This is a genomic window from Nocardia sp. NPDC004654, assembly GCF_040609595.1.
GTDB lineage: Bacteria > Actinomycetota > Actinomycetes > Mycobacteriales > Mycobacteriaceae > Nocardia.
In genome coordinates this window covers 1-16297 of sequence record NZ_JBEXKI010000012.1, presented here as the reverse complement: position 1 = coordinate 16297, position 16297 = coordinate 1, and the positions used below count along the sequence as shown (strand labels likewise).

Below are 16297 nucleotides of genomic sequence, written 5' to 3'. Positions count from 1 at the left end.
GGACAATTCGCGCCGCGGCGTCGGCTGGCATAGTTTGTGCGCGGGTCCGCCCGCGCGGCGCCGGAGGCCGCACCCGACGTCCGACAACCGTTCAGGGGTACTTGGTGAGTCAAAGCCTCATCTATCGCAACCGCGCCGTGTACGAGCTGCTGATGCGCGGGCTGTACGGCCGCCACTACGCGGCCAGGTACAGCGCGATCGCCGGGCTGGTGCCCGACGGCGCCGAGGTGGTCGACGTCTGCTGCGGGCCTGCCACGCTGTACACCCGCTACCTGCGCGCCAAGTCGGTCGACTACACAGGGCTCGACCTCAACAAGGGTTTCGTCGCAGGCGTCGCCCGCGCGGGCGGTCGCGGACTGGTCTGGAACATGCGCTCCGACACTCCGCTGCCGGAGGCGGACTACGTCATCATGCAGGCCAGCCTCTACCACTTCCTACCCGAACCGGGTCCGGTGCTGGACCGGATGCTCGCGGCCGCGAGCAAGGCCGTGATCGTCGCCGAACCCGTCCGCAACCTCGCGACCAGCCGCAACCGGATCCTGGCCACCGTCGGTCGACGGTTCACCAACGCGGGCGACGGCCGCCAGGCGCACCGGTTCACCGAGGCGACCCTGGACGAGTTCTTCGGCCGCTACGAGCCGCGGATCGCCCAGCGATCGCTGATCGCGGGCGGCCGCGAAAAGTTGTACGTGCTGTCCGCCTGAGACCGACTACCGAAAGGCGCTGTGCCGGACCAGTCGAGGTGACGGCAGCGCGCGGGTGGGTCAGACGGTGAAGGCGGTGACCGCCTCGATCACCCTGGCCACCTGCTCGTCGCGCAGATCAGGCCAGAGCGGAAGGCGCACAACGGTTCCGGAGAACTCCGCGCTGCGCACGCAGGGCCGCGGCGTGCGGCCGAGCTTCAGACCCGCCGGGCTGGAGTCCAGCGGCACGTAGTGGAACGGAGCCGAGATGCCGAGACTCCCGAGATGCGCGATCAGGTCGTCGCGGCGCTGCTCGGTGGGTGTGCGCAGGTAGTACAGGTGCGCGGTGTGCGCGCGATCCTCGGGCACGGTCATGAGCCGGACGTCGTTGCGCGCCGCCCAGTCCGCAAGCCCCGCGGCGTAGGTGTCCCACACCCGATGCCTGCCGGACTGGATCGTTTCGAACTCGTCGAGCTGCGCGTCGAGCACCGCGGCGTTCAGCTCGCTCGGCAAGTAGCTGGAGCCGATGTCCTGCCAGGAGTACTTGTCCACCGCGCCGCGCAGGAAGCGGGCACGGTCGGTGCCCTTCTCCCGGATGATTTCCGCACGCGCCATCAGGATCTCGTCGGTGAGCAGCAGCGCGCCGCCCTCGCCGCAGTGCACGTTCTTGGTGTCGTGGAAGCTGAGCGTGCCGAGCGTGCCGATGGTGCCGAGCGGGCGTCCGCGCCAGCGGCCGCCGAGCCCGTGCGCGTTGTCCTCCACGACGGCGAAGCCGTGCTGGGCGGCGAGCGCGAGCAGCCCTTCCATGTCGGCGGCCACACCGCCGTAGTGGATGACCACCACGGCCTTGGTGCGCTCGGTGACCGAGGCGGCCACCGATTCCGGATCCAGGTTGCCCGAGGCGGGGTCGATGTCGGCGAAGACGCAAGTCGCCCCACGCAGCGCCATCGAGGTGGCCGTCGAGGTGAACGCGAAGCTCGGCACGATCACTTCGTCCTCGGGGCCGAGCTCGAGCAGCAGACCCGCCATTTCCAGCGCCGAGGTGCACGAGGTGGTCAGCAGCGCGTGCGGCGCGGCGGTGATGGCCTTGAGCTTCGCGGTGGCCGACGCGGTGAACTGCCCGTCGCCATGGCTGTGGTCGGAGGCCAGCACGGCCTCCAGATTGGCCAGTTCCCGGCGCGCCCGGAACGGGCGGCTGAAGATGACGCGGTCAGTGCTCAACCCGGTCGGTCCCCCTGCTCGTGGTGGCGGTCAGTTCCCGCGCGTCTCGCGGGCGCGGCGTCGGTGAGTCGACGGTGAGGTACAGCGGTTTGCCCACCAGGATGTGCAGGGCGACGCCGAGGTATTCGGCGATGAGGCCCAGCGAGAACAGGATCGCGCCGGAACACAGCAGCAGCACCACGATCGTGGAGGCCCAGCCCTCCGGCGCCCAGCCGTCCGTGGTCAGCGCCTCGTACACGACGACGGCGGCCATCACCACACCGGCCAGCGCCAGCGTCACGCCGAGCATGCTGACCAGGCGCAGGCCGCGTGTTCCGCTGCACAGCACCATCTTCCAGAACAGCGAGAACAGCCTGCGGTAGTTGTAGCCGGACTCCTCGCGGCCCTCGGCGCGCAGCACCACCGGCTCCTGGACGACCTTGCCGACCACCCAGGTCAGCGCCACGTCGAGGTACACGCCGTTGGAGGCGACCTCGGCGAGCTGGCGGCCGATGTCGCCGCGGATCAGCCGGTAGCTCTCGAACCTGGTCGAATCGGGGAAGGCGAACAGCGTCGCCAGCACGATCTTGGCCCCGCGCGAGGTCAGATTGCGCAGGAACCCGTGCGGGCGGGTGTTGGTCGGCTTGGAGTAGACCAGGTCCGCGCGTCCGGTGAGCGCCGCGTCGAGGAACGCGCCGATGAAGCGCGGATCGTGCTGACCGTCCTCGTCCATGGTGACGATCCAGTCGCCGTGCGCGGCCGACATTCCGGCGATGGTGGCGGCGTCCTGACCGAAATTGCGGCTCAGCCAGACGGTGCGCACCTCAGGGTAGGTCTGCTCGAGCTCCTGCAGGACGACATCGGAGCGATCGGGCCCGTTGTCGTGCACGAGGATGATTTCCTCGACCGTGAACGCGATACCGCCCGGCGTCTCGGCGCCCGCGGTGAGCGCGTGCAGCTCGGCGACCAGTCCGCCGATGGTGTTCTCACCCCGATACACCGGCACCACAACGGAAATGCCGTGCGGCCGGTCGACGCCGGGACGTCCGTTCGCGACGGGGTCGGAGCGGTACGGGCGAGCGGAGGGAATCGGCATCAGCTGGATCAACTTTCGATGACGGTGCGTGCCGGTACTGCCCGCTGGACAGCGGGCCCCGAGCCGCGGTGAACTCTAGCACGGTGCGAACAAGGCCTTCCGTTGCAGTTCATCAGACCATCATCAACACCTCGGCGGCCGATGCCAAGCGCTGCCTTGGGCTGTAGGGTCTGGAACTCGTGACCGACAGTGCAGTACTCGACTCGCGGCCGCACTCGCGACGGGACGTCCATCGCTGGGCCGCCATCACCGTGATCGGGGTGATCGCGGGATACGCGGCGGTGCTGCTCGCCAATGTCCGGCATTACTTCACCGACGACACCGAATCCCAGTACACCGCGCTGTGGGTGGGTCTCGGCCGCGCGCTGCGCGACGGCCAATTCCCGGTGATGGTCCCGGAACAGTGGATGTCGGGCAACAACACTATGGACGACGCGGGCCTGTTCAATCCCCCGCAGTTGCTGATCGATCTGATCGCGCCCTCGGTGGACAACGTGGCGGTGTACGCGACCGTCGTCAAACTGATCTTCTCCATTGTCGCCGCGACCGGCGTCTACCGGATCTGCCTGGTCTACGGCGCGCGCCCGGCCTGGTCGGCGGTGGCCGGTATCGCGTTCCCGCTGTCCGGTTTCTTCCTGTTCTTCGACCAGGCCAGCTGGATGACCGCGCTCACCGGCACCGCCTGGTTGGTGCACGCGTGGGCGTCGTCGGTGCGCTACACCCGCGGGCTGGGCGGGCCGATTCCGGTCTTCGTCTTCCTGTACCTGACGATCTCCACGCAGTACATCTTCCCGGCCGTGGAGGCGGCGCTGATGCTGCTGGCGGTGGCGGTCGGCGAGCTTGTGTACCAACGCAAGTGGCAGCCCGTCGCGCGGCTGACGGCCGTCTCGCTGTGCGCCGGACTGGCCGGACTGCTGACCTTCCTGCCCAGCATGCTCTCGGCCAAGGTGACCTGGCGCGGCACGGCGCAGATCAACAACGACCAGTTCCTGACCGTGCCGTGGTCGGAATCGCTCAACGCCAGCCTGCCCAGTTCGCTGCCCGCCTTCACCTCTTGGTGGGGCTACGTGCAGCCGATGCCGTTGACCTACATCGCGTGGTTCCTGATCCCGGCGCTGGCGTTCGTCGACTGGAAGCGGGCCCGTGAGTCGTGGCGCGAGCTGAGCGCCGTCGCGCTGTTCGCCATGATCATGCTGATGTGGACCGCGGGACCGGGCTCGATCGGTCCGCTGCGCTGGCCGGTGCGTGTACTGCCGATGCTGGCCATCGGTCTGCTGGTGCTGGTGTGCGTCCTGCTCGGCCGCTACGGGACATTCCAGAACTGGAAGAACCGCGGTCTCGCGGCCGGTGTGCTGATCCTGGCGCTGTGGGTGCGGTCCTTCTCGGCCGACCCGCACCACGCGCTCCGGCACGTGGTCGCCGCGCTCGCCATCGCGGCGGTGGGCGCCGCAGTGGTGTGGCTCGCCCGCGAGCGGGGTATCGCCGCGGCATGCGCGCTGACCATCGTCGCCATGTTCCCGATCGCCTACTTCCAGGTGAGCGCCGCCCAGCCGACGCCGATGCCGTGGAACCTGCCCGCCGACCGCACCGAGGCGATGGCGAAGTACCCCGACTTCACCGGCACCACCCTTCAGCTCGGCGAGCGCGGCCTGCTGCAACCGGCCGACCGCGACATCGACGCCGCCTACGGCTCCCTGGTCTTCGGCAACTACGCCAGGGCGCTGGAGCTGAAGTACGTCAACGGCTACACGCCCACCGGGCACTTCTACTTCGGTGAGCTGCTGTGCATGCGCTGGGACAGCAGCGTCTGCCCGGACGCCTACCGCAGGGTGTTCGCGCCGGAGCCGAGCACGGGCCGCCCGCTGGTCGACCTGATGAAGCTCGACAGGGTGGTGTTGCAGCGCGCGCTGTACCCCGACGCGCGCGACCAAGCCGCTCCCGAGGGCTGGAAGTGGGTGGACTACCCGGGCCACGAGCGCTACATCGCGGTGCTGGAGCGCGTCGACGGTCCGGCGTCCACCGTGAACGGGCGGGTCTCGGACACGAAGAACGTGACGGCCACGTCGATCGCGGAGACCGACACCACCAGCCGCGTGCGGGTGAGCTCGGAGCAGGGCGGACGCGTCGTCTTCGCCCGCCTCGGCTGGCCCGGATACCGAGTCACCCTGGACGGCAAGCAGATTCCGATCACCACCGTGGCCAAATCCTTCGTCGCGGTGGAGGTTCCCGCGGGCACGAAGGACGCCGAACTGGTGCTGACCTGGCGTCCGCCGGGCTGGAAGATCGGCATCGCGACCATGGTGGCCGGGCTCGCGGGTCTCGGCATGCTGCAGTGGATGTACGTGCGGTCGCGGCGGCGCGACGACGAGGCGGAGACCGAAGAACGGCCCGCGGGCGAGCCGGAGCGCGAGCTCGCGGACGTGGTCTCGTGAGCGCGCGCGAGGTGAACGCGTGAGCACCGACCAGGGTTCGGTCGCGACGACCGACACGGCCGCTTCGGGTCTGCTGCTGCGGCTGGTCCGGCGGCAGGAGGTCGCCTTCGCGCTGATCGGCGCGTTCAACACGGTCTTCGGCATGGCGTTGACCGTGGGCTGGCTGACCGTGCTGCCGGACGCGGGATGGGCGCCGCTCGCCGCGGTCCCGCTCGCCTACGCCCTCGGCATCACCGTCGCGTTCGTGCTGCACCGCACCCTCGTGTTCCGGGTGCGCGGCCACGTGTCGCGCGATTTCGCGGGGTTCGTGGCGGTCAACTCCGGCGGGCTCGCGCTGAACACGGCGCTGCTCTACCTGGCCGTGACGGTGCTGCACCTGCCCGCGCAGCCCTCCGCGGTGGTGGTGATGGGACTGGTGGCGGTGGCGAGTTTCTTCGGTCATCGGCACATCTCGTTCCGCCGTCGCCCGGCCGTCGAAGCGGGCGAACCGGTCGGGTAGGTTCTCGATCATGCCCGAGGAAACCGCGTTGGACGCCACCCTGCTGAGCCTGCTCGCCTGCCCGCAGGACAAGGGCCCGCTGCTGCTGGTCCGCGACGCCGCGGGCGCCGCACTGCTCTACAACCCGCGCCTGCGCCGCGCCTACCCGATCGAGAACGGGATTCCGGTGCTGCTGATCGACGAGGCGCGCGACGTCACCGAGGCCGAGCACGAGGCGTTCACCGCCTGAGCGCACGTCACGACGACGGGGTCGCGGGCAGTCGCCCGGGGACCGTCTCGCCGCACGGCGCGGCTTCGTTCGCGGCCGAGCCGATGTCGCCGGTCAGGTAGCGCTGTAGCGTCGGGCCGACGGCGGCGACGAGCTCCGCTATCGGCATCGAGGCCAGCGGTTCGACGCCGATGATCTTGCGCGCCACCAGCACACCCATCAGCTGCGAGGCGGCCAGAGCCACCCGCGCGCGTCCGTCGTCCTCCGGGGTGGCGATGCGCTTGCGAACCCGTTCGAGCACCACCTCCAGCACGAAGGTGCGGGCCAGCACCGGATCGCCGCCGGTGAGCAGGCCGCGCACCGCGGCGACGATGCCGGGCCCGGCGGGGGAGTCCCATACGCCGACCACCGCACCGAGGATCGTCGCGCCGAGTTGGTCCATCGGCGCGTTCTCCATGACGGTCAGGATCACTTCGGGGTCGGTCGGAAGCTCGACCACCGCCCCGAACAACTGCTGTTTGGTGCCGAAGTAGTGGTGCACCAGCGCCGGATCCACTCCGGCGTCGGCGGCGACGGCCCGGATCGAGGTCTTGTCGAAGCCGGCCTCGGCGAATCGAGCGCGTGCGGCGGCGAGGATCGCCTCCCGCGCGCCGGATCGGCCCGGCCGCCGTCCCGAACGCCCTTGCCGCTCTTCGGCTTCGATCGCATCGGCACGTCCGGACTCGTCGCGTGATCGCGGCGCCGCGTCGTCCCGCGAGACGCTTTTCCCTTCCGGGCTCTTCGACGCTCGGCGTCGGGGCGCGGCCCGCCGTTTCGAGTCTGGGCTGTGCGCCGCGACGCCTTCGTCGCTCATACCTGCGCCTCGCTGGCGCTCGGCTCCGGCGTGCGCGAAGCGCGCTGCCACGTGATTCGCTCGCTCATGCGGTCCGCCTGCGTAGGGTCGCCGCACCGAGCGCGAGCGCCACCACGGCGAAGGCGGCGACGATGGCGAGATCGCGCCACATCTCCGCGGTCGCCTCTGGGTTGGTCGAAACCTGTTGCAGCGCATCGACCGCGTAGCTCAGCGGCATCAGATTGCTGATCGGTTCCAGCCAGTTCGGCAGCTGGTCGCGCGGAACGAGCAAGCCGCACAGGAAGATCTGCGGTGCGACGACGACCGGCATGAACTGCACCGCCTGAAACTCGGTGCGCGCGAACGCGCTTGCCAGCAGGCCGAGCGCGACACCGCAGATCGCGTCGACGACCGCGATCAGCACGACCCAGGCAGGGTTGCCCGCCGCCTCCAGGTCGAGCAGTCCGAACGACACCAGGCACGCGACGGTCGCCTGCGCCGCCGCGGCCAGCGAGAAGGCAGTGCCGTAGCCGCCGAGCAGGTCGAGCTTGGACAGCGGTGTGGTGAGCAGCCGTTCGAGGGTGCCCGAGGTGCGTTCGCGCTGCATGGCGATCGCGGTGATCAGGAACATCACGATGAACGGCAGGATGCCGAGCATGCTGATGCCGACCCGGTCGAACAGCGTCAGCGGCTGGTGCGGCGCGGTCGGCGCCTCGGCGTAGATGAAGTACAGCAGCGTCATCAGCAGGGCGGGGACCACCAGGATCATGGCGACGGTGCGGTGGTCGTTGCGCAGCTGGCGCAGGATGCGGGTGGTGGTCGCGGCGTACGGGCGCAGCGTCCAGCGGGCCGGGGCGATGGTGGTGGTCATGCGGCTCGTCCCATCGTGATCAGAGTGAGAAAGGCCTGTTCGAGGTTCTGCTCGCCGGTCTGTTCGCGCAGTTCGTCGGGGCTGAGCTGGGCGAGGACGTCGCCTTCGCGCATCAGCAGCAGCTTGTCGCAGTGCTCGGCCTCGTCCATGACGTGGCTGGAGACCAGCAGCGTCGTCCCGTTGGCGGCCAGCTCGTGGAACTGCTTCCACAGATCCACCCGCAGGACCGGGTCGAGCCCCACGGTCGGTTCGTCCAGCACCAGCAGGTCCGGCTGGGCGACCAGCGCGCACGCCAGCGAGGCCCTGGTCAGCTGGCCGCCGGAGAGTTCGTCGCCGCGCTGGTCGGCGTGTTCGAGCAGGCCGACGGCGGCGATGGCGGTGTCGGTGTCGTCGCGATCGCGGCCGTACAGCGCGGCGTGGTAGGCGACGTTGTCGCGGACGCTGAGGTCGGGGTAGATGCTCGGCGCCTGGGTGACATAGCCGATGCGCCTGCGCAGTTCGGCGGACCCCGCGGGCAGGCCGAGCGCGGTGACCTCGCCGGACGCCACGATCTGGGTGCCGACGATGCAGCGCATCAGCGTGGTCTTGCCGCACCCCGAAGGTCCGAGCAGCCCGGTGATCGAGCCGCGCGGAATGGTCAGCGAAATGTCGTGCAGGACTTCGCGTTTGCCGCGCCGAACGGTCAGGTTCCGGATCTCGACGGCCGGAGACGACGAGGGATGAGACATGACGGCCTCAATTCATCGAGTGTTGAATTCACTGTGTGATGAATTTACCGCCGACGCACCCGGCGCGGCAAGGGGGTCAATGGCCGTGCCGGTGCGGGGGACGTCCGGGCACGCCACCGGGCTCCACGACGACGAACTGTCCCATCATGCCGAGATCCTCGTGCCACAGCAGGTGGCAGTGGTACATGTACGGCGTGTCCGGATCGGCGGGGCCGTCGAAGCGCACCGCGAGCCGCACGGTCTCGTTCGGCGCGAGGAAGACGGTGTCCTTCGGGCCGGTCAAGTGCGGCGGCGGCGCGTTCTCGCCGACCGCGAGCACCCGGAACTGCACGTCGTGGATGTGGAAGTTGTGCGGCATGCCGTCGCGGTTGTGCACGATCCAGGTCTCCGTGGAACCTCGGGTGACGGCGAAATCGATGCGGTCCATCGCCATCGGCTGTCCGTTGATGCCGCTCAGGTCGAGTTCGAAGCGGCGTTCGGTCACCGAGTCGCCGCCGTCGGGCGTGGCGGCGGGCGCCAGCGTCGTGGGCAGCGCGGGGGACGGGCGCAGAGTCGCCGCCGCGCGCAGTTCCAGCAGGTCGAACGTGTCGTCGCCGCCGTTGAAGCGCTGGGTCCAGAAGCCGAGGCCCGCGTTCAACTTGTTGCTGCGCAACACCGTTCGCTCACCGGGGCGCATGCGCACCACGATCTCCGCGCGCTCGCCCGGCGAGAGCGGCAGCTCGTGCAGGGTGGCGGGGCGTTCGAGCAGGCCGCCGTCCGTGCCGATGAGCGAGAAGGCGCGGGCGTCGTCGAAGCCGAAGGTGTAGACGCGCGCGGTGGAGGCGTTGAGCAGTCGCAGCCGGATCAGTTCGTCGCCGACCTCGCGGTAGGGGGCCAATGTGCCGTTGATCATCGTCTGCTCGCCGAGAAAGCCGACCTCCCGGAAGATCCGGTGGGTGTCCTCGAAGCGCGCGCCGCGGAAGGTCACGTCCTGCACGATGACCGGCAGGTCGTCGACGCCGTAATTCTTTGGTAGCGGCAGGGTTTCGGTCAGCTCGTCGTCCAGCAGGAACATCCCGGCCAGGCCGCGGCGCACGTGATCCTCCGTCGCGCCGTGCGGATGCGGGTGGTACCAGAGCGTCGCGGCGGGCTGGTCCACCGTCCACTGCGGCGTCCACGTCGCGCCCGCCTCGACCATCTGATGCGGGCCGCCGTCCATGGCCGCCGGGAGGTGCATGCCGTGCCAGTGCACCGTCGAGGCCTCGGGCAAGCCGTTGCGGACGCGGACCCGAACCTGTTCGCCGCGCCGGGCGCGCAGCGTCGGTCCGAGGTAGTCACCGTTGAAACCCCAGGTCTCCGTGGCCTGGCCGGGTCGGAATTCCCTACTGCCCGCGCGCATGTCGAGCTCGAACAGGCGCGTCCCGTCGGGCTCGACGCGGGACTCGGCCAGCGGTGGCACCGCGAGCTCGTTGCGAAACTCCGTGCGACCGACGGTGGAGACCGCCGCGTCCACGTACACCCAGCTGACGCAGCCGCCGATCGCGGCGAGCACGACGACGACGAAGGACGCGAGAACGACGAACAACCGCCGCCATCGACGCGGGCGGGAAACCGAAGACATGCACCGACGGTAGGAATTTCACGCTCGCGGCGACATCGGGGAGCGTCCCCATTTCGACCCTGGATCCAGCCCTGAGCGGTGTGTGACACAGGTCACTTGCTTGGGTGTCACGTTCGGCGCCGGTCGTCTGTCCCATGGTCGTCACCAACCAGCGACCGTGCAACGGATCGGAGCAACCGCCATGAACACCGAACACCGCATCGTCATCCTCGGCGCGGGCTACACGGGGATGCTGACCGCGGTGCGGCTGGCCCGCCGCACCCGCCGCCTGCCCGTGCGGATCACGCTGGTCAATCCGTCCGATCGCTTCATCGAGCGGCTGCGCATGCACCAGATCGCCGCCGGGCAGGAACTGGCCGACCACCGGATCCCCGAGATGCTCGACGGCACCGGCGTCGAATTCGTCCGTGGCTGGGTCACTTCCGTAGATCCCGAGGCGCGATTGGTCACCGTCGACGGCGATCGCGTGCTGCCCTACGACGAACTCGTCTACGCGCTCGGCAGCGCCACCGACACCGACAAGGTCCCCGGGGTCGCCGAACACGCCTGGACGTTGAACGATCCGCGCACCGCGCACCGGTTCGCCGGACGGCTCGCGGCGGTGGCGGCCCAGGGCGGTTCGGTCGCCGTCTGCGGTGGAGGACTCACCGGCATCGAAGCCGCCGCCGAGATCGCCGAGCGGCACCCCGGTCTGCGGGTCACGTTGATCAGCACGGGCGAGCCCGGCGCGATGATGGGGGAGCGGGCCCGCGTCTACCTGCACCGCGCGCTGGACCGGCTCGCTATCACCCGCGCCACCGGCCAGTCGGTCACCAAGGTGCTGCCCGACGCCGTCGAATTGGCCGACGGCACACTGGTTCCCGCCGACCTGACGCTGTGGACCGCGGGCGTGCGGGTGTCGCCACTCGCCGCGCGGGCGGGCATCGAGACCGACGAACGCGGGCTGATCGTCGTCGACCCGACGCTGAAGTCGGTGTCGCATCCCGCCATTCGCGCTATTGGCGACGCCGCCGCAGTCCGCCAGGCCTGGGGTACGATCCACGGCACCTGCCAGAGCGGCATGCCGACCGCCGCCTACACCGCCGACGCCATCGCGAAAGAGCTGCGCGGCAAGCGGGTTCGGCCGTTCCGCTTCGGATACTTCCACCAGCCGGTCAGCCTCGGCCGCCGCGACGCGGTCATCCAGTTCACCAACGCCGACGACACTCCGCGCCGATTCCACCTCACCGGACGCGCCGCGGCGCTGTACAAGGAGACCGTCAGCAGCACACCGCCGATGGCCTTCCGGCTCAGCAAGAGGATGACCGTCGCCGTGCAGCTCTCGCGCGGTGGCCGGTCGACCCGCACAAAAGACTGACCGGTTTGCCGACTCGGTCCCGCACCAAGGAGCATGGGCTGATGACAGAGGTATCCGATCCCTTCGTCGAGCACCGGCGGCTGCTGTTCGGCACCGCCTACCGGATGCTCGGCACCGTCACCGACGCGGAGGACGTCCTACAGGACGCCTGGCTGAAGTGGCACGAAGCCGATCGGTCCGAGGTGCGTCACCCCAAGTCCTACCTGGTGCGCACCGTCACCAACCTGTCGCTCAACCGGCTCACCTCGGCCACAGCCACCCGCGAGAGCTACGTGGGGCCCTGGCTGCCCGAACCCCTGCTCACCACACCCGATTTCGCGGAGCGCACCGAGTTGGCCGACACCGTCTCCACCGCCATGCTCGTGGTCCTGGAAACGCTGACTCCGATCGAGCGCGCGGTGTTCCTGCTGCGCGAGGTGTTCGGCTACAGCCACGCCGAGATCGCCGAGACCCTGGACCGGCCGGAGGCCACGATCCGCCAGATCGCGCACCGCGCCCGAAACCACGTGCGGTCCCGGCGCCCGCGCTTCGACACCGACACGACCGAACGCGCGCACGTCACCGAGCAGTTCATGGCGGCCTGCGCGGGCGGCGACCTCAACGCCCTGATGGACCTGCTCGCCCCCGACGTGACGTGCTGGTCCGACGGCGGCGGCGTCGTCACCGCGGCCCGCCGTCCGCTACACGGCCCCGACCACGTCGCCCGCTGGATCCTCGGCGTGCTCGCCAAACCCGAGTCGGCGGGCATCGCCCTCGAACTCGCCCATATCAACGGTGAAGTCGGCGCACTGGCCCGCATCGGCGGCGTCCCGGTCGCGGCATTCACCTACGACCTGATCGACGGCCGCATCGAAAACCTGCGCTTCCAGGTCAACCCGGGGAAGTTGAAAGGACTGACGTTGGGCACGTCGACGCTGGGCTGAGCGCGTAGGTTGTCGCGGGTCGACCGACTGCTGCTCGGGCCCCACGGTGCCGACTGCGTCGATGGGGGCATCCGGGTCGGTTGCACGACTCGGACCAGTGCCAGCGATCGAAGCGCGGACGGTCGGAAAACCGCGGGATTGCGTCCACTCGCTGTGGCGACATGCCCTGGTTCCGCCGGGCAGTCCCGGTGTGGCGGTGCCGGAGTGCTCGGTGGCGGCGAAGGCTGAGCGGTGCGCGGTGAGCGCGCGGCGGTCCCGGATCGGCCTGTCGTAGCGGTGCGCGCCAAGGTTCCGCTCGGCCCTGTCTCGAAGTCCGGCCGGGTGCCGGATGGGACTTCGAGACAGGGCCTAGGCGAGTTCGCGGTGTGGCGGTGCGGGATGCCCCAGCGCCGACGACCTCCGCGCGGCACCCGATCGGACGGCTTGCCCGCGTGGGCGTGCGGGATTCCGGCCGAACGAGTGTGTAGTGCTTCCGCTGCTGTCCGGGCCGCGTTCACCGCGCGGCGGTTGACCAGTGGTTGGGCGGCTGTCGGTGCGGTCGAGGAGAATGGCCGCTGTGTCTGTCGATGATCTCGTGGTCGAACCGCCCGCCGCCGCCCGTCGCCTGCTCGGCGCAACGCTGCGGTCGGGGCCGGTGGCCGTCCGGATCGTCGAGGTCGAGGCGTACGGCGGCGACCCGGCGGGGCCGTGGCCGGACTCGGCCTCGCACTCCGGGCGCGGGCGGACCAAACGCAACGCGGTGATGTTCGGCCCCGCGGGCTTCCTCTACGTGTACCTCAGCTATGGCATGCACACCTGCATCAATGTGACCAGCGGACCCGACGGCACGGCCAGCGCGGTACTGGTCCGGGCGGGCGAGGTCGTCGAGGGATTGGATGTCGCGCGTTCCCGTCGGCCAGCGGCGCGCTCCGACAGCGACCTGGGTCGAGGGCCGGGCAATCTGGGCACTGTCCTCGGCATCACCATGGCCGACTACGGCACGCCGCTGTTCGATCCGGCCTCGCCGATCCGGCTGGAACTCGACGGCGCGGTCGACGACGCCCAGATCGCCAGCGGTCCGCGCGTCGGCGTCAGCACGGCCGCCGATCGTCCGTGGCGGTTCTGGCTGCCGTCCTCGCCCGCGGTCTCGGCGTACCGGCGCAGTCCGCGCGCGCCTCTCGCCGCCGCGGCACCCGCGGTCGTCCCCGGCGCGGGTGGACGGGTTCGGCGCGGCGGTGCGCTGAATCAGCGGACTTCGTCCGGCAGCGATTAATTGGTCGCGAGCCCGCCGTCTTATCGGTAGAACCCGCCGCGCCCGGCGCGACCGAACCGAAGGACACGGACATGACCGCCCTCACCGCCACCGCCCCGACAACCCGTCCCGGCGCCGTCCGCAACCGCATCCTGTGGACCGTGCAAATCCTGCTCGGCTTGTTCTTCGTCCTCGCTTCCGGCATCCCGAAGTTCGTCGCCCAAGCGGACGCCGTGCGGATCTTCGACGCGATCGGCTTCGGCGACTGGTTCATGTACTTCGCAGGCCTGGTCGAGGTCGCGGGCGGCATCGGCCTGCTCGTCCCGCGCCTTGCCGGAGCGGCCGCCGCAGGACTGTCGATCACCATGGTCTTCGCCGCGGCCACCCAGGCGTTCGTCATGGACGCGCCTTCGTACTCCGTCTTCCCCCTCGTTCTCGCAGCGGTGTTCGCTTGGCTGGCCTTGGAGCGTCGCGAAAGCCTGACCGCACTGCGGGATCGGTTGTCCCGCTGAGCAATTCGACAATCTTCGGCGATCCATAGATGCTCCTGTCGATCGCCGGAATTGTCGTGTGGGCGGCGTAGCAGGTTCCGCCGCGAGCCCGACTCGGCAGTCGCGGATGCCTCGGGCTGGATATCGCCGGAGACGCCATGGCCGAAACGGCTGTGTTGGACAGGTGCCGAAGTCGGTGTTCGTGCCCGAGTGCGCGCGGGCGGGTCTGGATTCGGCTGTGGAGGCGCGATAGTCCTCGGTAATCCCCTGGCCCTGCCGCTCTGCGTCGCGGAGAATCGCCCCCGGTACCTGCGCATCGGCGCAGGACAGCGGTGCGGAAAGATGGGACGGCGTGAGCGGCGACATCATCGACGAACTGACCTGGCGCGGACTGATCGCGCAGTCCACCGACCTCGACGCCCTGCGCGCGGCGCTGGCCGACGGGCCGCTGACGCTGTATGCCGGTTTCGACCCGACCGCGGCGAGCCTGCACGCCGGTCACTTGGTCCCGCTGCTGGCGTTGAAGCGTTTCCAGCGAGCCGGTCACCGGCCGATCGTCCTGGCAGGCGGCGCGACCGGCCTGATCGGCGACCCGCGCGACGTCGGCGAACGCACCATGAACTCGACCGACACGGTGGCCGAGTGGGCGCAGCGCATTCGCTCCCAGCTCGAGCGGTTCGTCGACCTGGACGATTCGCCCACCGGCGCGGTCATCGCCAACAATATGGACTGGACCGGGCAGCTCACCGCTGTCGACTTCCTGCGCGACGTCGGCAAGCACTTCTCGGTCAACGTCATGCTGGCCCGCGACACCATCAAGCGCCGCCTCGACGGCGAGGGCATCTCCTACACCGAGTTCAGCTACATGCTGCTGCAAGCCAACGACTACCTGCAGCTGCGCCGCAACTACGGCTGCCGCTTGCAGGTCGGCGGCTCGGACCAGTGGGGCAACATCATCGCGGGCGTCGAGCTGAACCGCCGCGTCGACGGGGAATCGGTGCACGCGCTCACCGTGCCGCTGGTGACCTCCGCGGACGGCAAGAAGTTCGGTAAGTCCACCGGCGGCGGCAGCCTCTGGCTGGATCCGGAGATGACCAGCCCGTACGCCTGGTACCAGTACTTCGTGAACACCGCCGACGCCGACGTCGTCCGGTACCTGCGCTGGTTCACCTTCCTCACCCGCGAGGAACTCGCCGAGTTGGAGAAGGCGACCGAGGAACGTCCGCACGCCAGGGAAGCCCAGCGCAGGCTCGCCGCCGAGATGACGACGCTGGTGCACGGCGAGGAGCACACCCGCGCCGTCCAGCTGGCGAGCCAGGCCCTCTTCGGCCGCGGCGAGCTGCGCGAGCTGGACGAGCCGACGCTGGCCGCCGCCCTGCGCGAGGCCGCGGTCGACGGCGAATTGGCCGAGGTCGGGCCCGGCCAGCCCGACACGATCGTCGATCTGCTCGTCGCCACCGGGCTGTCCGAGAGCCGCGGCGCCGCCCGTCGCGCGGTCAACGAGGGCGGCGCGTCGGTCAACAACCAGAAGATCTCCGACCTCGAATGGACCCCCGCCGAGGGCGACTACCTGCACGGACGCTGGTTGGTGGTGCGCAGGGGCAAGCGCAATATCGCGGGCGTCCGGCGGGCCACCGCCAGTTGATCTTGGTGTCTTGGGTCACATTCGTGTGGCCCAAGCCCGTTTTCTGCCGGATCGCAAGCCTCTGACCTGCGGAATTACATCGGTGTAGTGCGGATTTGACGCCGCGTTCGTCGCCGCGTAACTTATTCAACGTCAGAGCGACACGGACACCGACCCGGAGCCGAGACGCCAAGCCGAGAGGCTGAGCGTGGACCGGGACACGAGGTAGGACGAGGAGCGCCTGACGGCCCGCAAGAACCAGGACAATCGAATGGACTTGACTCCAGACGAGAGGCCGGTTAGGCTGGGAAAGTTGCCTCTCAGAAGCACCGGGTGAGACCGGCGCGGACGGGTGTGCGCCTGTTCTTTGAGAACTCAATAGTGTGTCGATGAATGTCAGTGCCAAATTTTGAAATTTGGTTCCGGTTCTTCACCCCCCGTGTGGAGGGCTGGACATTTAAGTCAGCTAATTTCCGGCTGGCGATTGTTTTGCTAGGTTTTCGGACTCTAGTTTAGATCTGA

General features: G+C 69.4%; 15 protein-coding genes. 9 read left to right on the top strand and 6 right to left on the bottom strand.

Features of this window, described 5'->3' with window-relative positions:
- The first annotated feature begins 104 nt into the window (after positions 1–104).
- Positions 105–704 carry a methionine biosynthesis protein MetW gene (locus ABZV58_RS32275; RefSeq protein ID WP_355003979.1) on the top strand — a complete coding sequence of 200 codons (600 nt, stop codon included), beginning with the start codon at positions 105–107 and terminating at the stop codon, positions 702–704.
- Between the two features lie 60 nt (positions 705–764).
- Here ABZV58_RS32275 and rffA read toward each other — a convergent pair whose 3' ends face one another.
- Entirely contained in the window at positions 765–1904 is a 1140-nt protein-coding gene (gene rffA / locus ABZV58_RS32270) for a dTDP-4-amino-4,6-dideoxygalactose transaminase (RefSeq protein WP_355003978.1), read from the bottom strand.
- The gene (locus ABZV58_RS32265) at positions 1894–2979 is read right to left on the bottom strand and encodes a glycosyltransferase family 2 protein (protein ID WP_355003977.1); all 1086 of its coding nucleotides are present in this window, start codon (positions 2977–2979) and stop codon (positions 1894–1896) included. The genes rffA and ABZV58_RS32265 overlap by 11 nt, the downstream gene beginning before the upstream one ends.
- A gap of 179 nt (positions 2980–3158) precedes the next feature.
- Here ABZV58_RS32265 and ABZV58_RS32260 point away from each other — a divergent pair, with 179 nt between their 5' ends.
- From ABZV58_RS32260 to ABZV58_RS32250, 3 genes are read left to right on the top strand one after another with little or no spacing between them, the layout of a single operon-like run.
- Positions 3159–5411, top strand: a complete 2253-nt coding sequence (locus ABZV58_RS32260; protein ID WP_355003976.1) for a hypothetical protein — start codon at positions 3159–3161, stop codon at positions 5409–5411.
- A 19-nt stretch (positions 5412–5430) separates the two neighbouring features.
- Complete coding sequence (locus tag ABZV58_RS32255) at positions 5431–5910, top strand: GtrA family protein (RefSeq protein ID WP_355003975.1); 480 nt, start codon at positions 5431–5433, stop codon at positions 5908–5910.
- 10 nt (positions 5911–5920) lie between these two features.
- The gene (locus ABZV58_RS32250) at positions 5921–6139 is read left to right on the top strand and encodes a Trm112 family protein (RefSeq protein ID WP_067793020.1); all 219 of its coding nucleotides are present in this window, start codon (positions 5921–5923) and stop codon (positions 6137–6139) included.
- 7 nt (positions 6140–6146) lie between these two features.
- On the opposite strand, the gene ABZV58_RS32245 is transcribed toward ABZV58_RS32250, so the two are convergent.
- The 4 genes from ABZV58_RS32245 to ABZV58_RS32230 all read right to left on the bottom strand — a co-directional run bounded on the left by ABZV58_RS32245 (position 6147) and on the right by ABZV58_RS32230 (position 10149).
- Positions 6147–6821 carry a TetR family transcriptional regulator gene (locus ABZV58_RS32245; RefSeq protein ID WP_355004161.1) on the bottom strand — a complete coding sequence of 225 codons (675 nt, stop codon included), beginning with the start codon at positions 6819–6821 and terminating at the stop codon, positions 6147–6149.
- 214 nt (positions 6822–7035) lie between these two features.
- Positions 7036–7821 carry an ABC transporter permease gene (locus tag ABZV58_RS32240; protein ID WP_355003974.1) on the bottom strand — a complete coding sequence of 262 codons (786 nt, stop codon included), beginning with the start codon at positions 7819–7821 and terminating at the stop codon, positions 7036–7038.
- Positions 7818–8549 carry an ABC transporter ATP-binding protein gene (locus ABZV58_RS32235; protein WP_355003973.1) on the bottom strand — a complete coding sequence of 244 codons (732 nt, stop codon included), beginning with the start codon at positions 8547–8549 and terminating at the stop codon, positions 7818–7820. Before ABZV58_RS32235 ends, ABZV58_RS32240 begins: the two co-directional genes overlap by 4 nt.
- Before the next feature lie 76 nt (positions 8550–8625).
- Positions 8626–10149 (bottom strand): multicopper oxidase domain-containing protein, encoded by a 1524-nt coding sequence (locus tag ABZV58_RS32230; protein WP_355003972.1) that lies wholly within the window; start codon positions 10147–10149, stop codon positions 8626–8628.
- Between the two features lie 181 nt (positions 10150–10330).
- On the opposite strand from ABZV58_RS32230, the gene ABZV58_RS32225 reads away from it, so the two are divergent.
- The 5 genes from ABZV58_RS32225 to tyrS all read left to right on the top strand — a co-directional run bounded on the left by ABZV58_RS32225 (position 10331) and on the right by tyrS (position 15796).
- Complete coding sequence (locus tag ABZV58_RS32225; protein ID WP_355003971.1) at positions 10331–11506, top strand: FAD-dependent oxidoreductase; 1176 nt, start codon at positions 10331–10333, stop codon at positions 11504–11506.
- Positions 11507–11547: 41 nt separating this feature from the next.
- Positions 11548–12429, top strand: coding sequence for an RNA polymerase sigma-70 factor (locus ABZV58_RS32220; protein WP_355003970.1), 882 nt, complete (start codon positions 11548–11550; stop codon positions 12427–12429).
- Positions 12430–12976: 547 nt separating this feature from the next.
- A complete protein-coding gene (locus ABZV58_RS32215) occupies positions 12977–13681 on the top strand; it encodes a DNA-3-methyladenine glycosylase (protein WP_355003969.1) in 705 nt (234 codons plus the stop codon).
- Between the two features lie 71 nt (positions 13682–13752).
- A complete protein-coding gene (locus ABZV58_RS32210; RefSeq protein ID WP_355003968.1) occupies positions 13753–14172 on the top strand; it encodes a DoxX family protein in 420 nt (139 codons plus the stop codon).
- Positions 14173–14503: 331 nt separating this feature from the next.
- Positions 14504–15796 carry a tyrosine--tRNA ligase gene (gene tyrS / locus ABZV58_RS32205; RefSeq protein WP_355003967.1) on the top strand — a complete coding sequence of 431 codons (1293 nt, stop codon included), beginning with the start codon at positions 14504–14506 and terminating at the stop codon, positions 15794–15796.
- Positions 15797–16297 lie beyond the last annotated feature (501 nt).

Excerpts from the sequence above, each read along its gene's own strand:
- ABZV58_RS32210 (WP_355003968.1), top strand. The coding sequence starts at position 13,753 with ATGACCGCCCTCACCGCCACCGCCCCGACAACCCGTCCCGGCGCCGTC.
- ABZV58_RS32220 (WP_355003970.1), top strand. The coding sequence starts at position 11,548 with ATGACAGAGGTATCCGATCCCTTCGTCGAGCACCGGCGGCTGCTGTTC.
- ABZV58_RS32215 (WP_355003969.1), top strand. The coding sequence starts at position 12,977 with ATGGCCGCTGTGTCTGTCGATGATCTCGTGGTCGAACCGCCCGCCGCC.
- ABZV58_RS32230 (WP_355003972.1), bottom strand. The coding sequence starts at position 10,149 with ATGTCTTCGGTTTCCCGCCCGCGTCGATGGCGGCGGTTGTTCGTCGTT.
- ABZV58_RS32240 (WP_355003974.1), bottom strand. The coding sequence starts at position 7,821 with ATGACCACCACCATCGCCCCGGCCCGCTGGACGCTGCGCCCGTACGCC.
- ABZV58_RS32225 (WP_355003971.1), top strand. The coding sequence starts at position 10,331 with ATGAACACCGAACACCGCATCGTCATCCTCGGCGCGGGCTACACGGGG.
- ABZV58_RS32250 (WP_067793020.1), top strand. The coding sequence starts at position 5,921 with ATGCCCGAGGAAACCGCGTTGGACGCCACCCTGCTGAGCCTGCTCGCC.
- ABZV58_RS32235 (WP_355003973.1), bottom strand. The coding sequence starts at position 8,549 with ATGTCTCATCCCTCGTCGTCTCCGGCCGTCGAGATCCGGAACCTGACC.
- ABZV58_RS32265 (WP_355003977.1), bottom strand. The coding sequence starts at position 2,979 with ATGCCGATTCCCTCCGCTCGCCCGTACCGCTCCGACCCCGTCGCGAAC.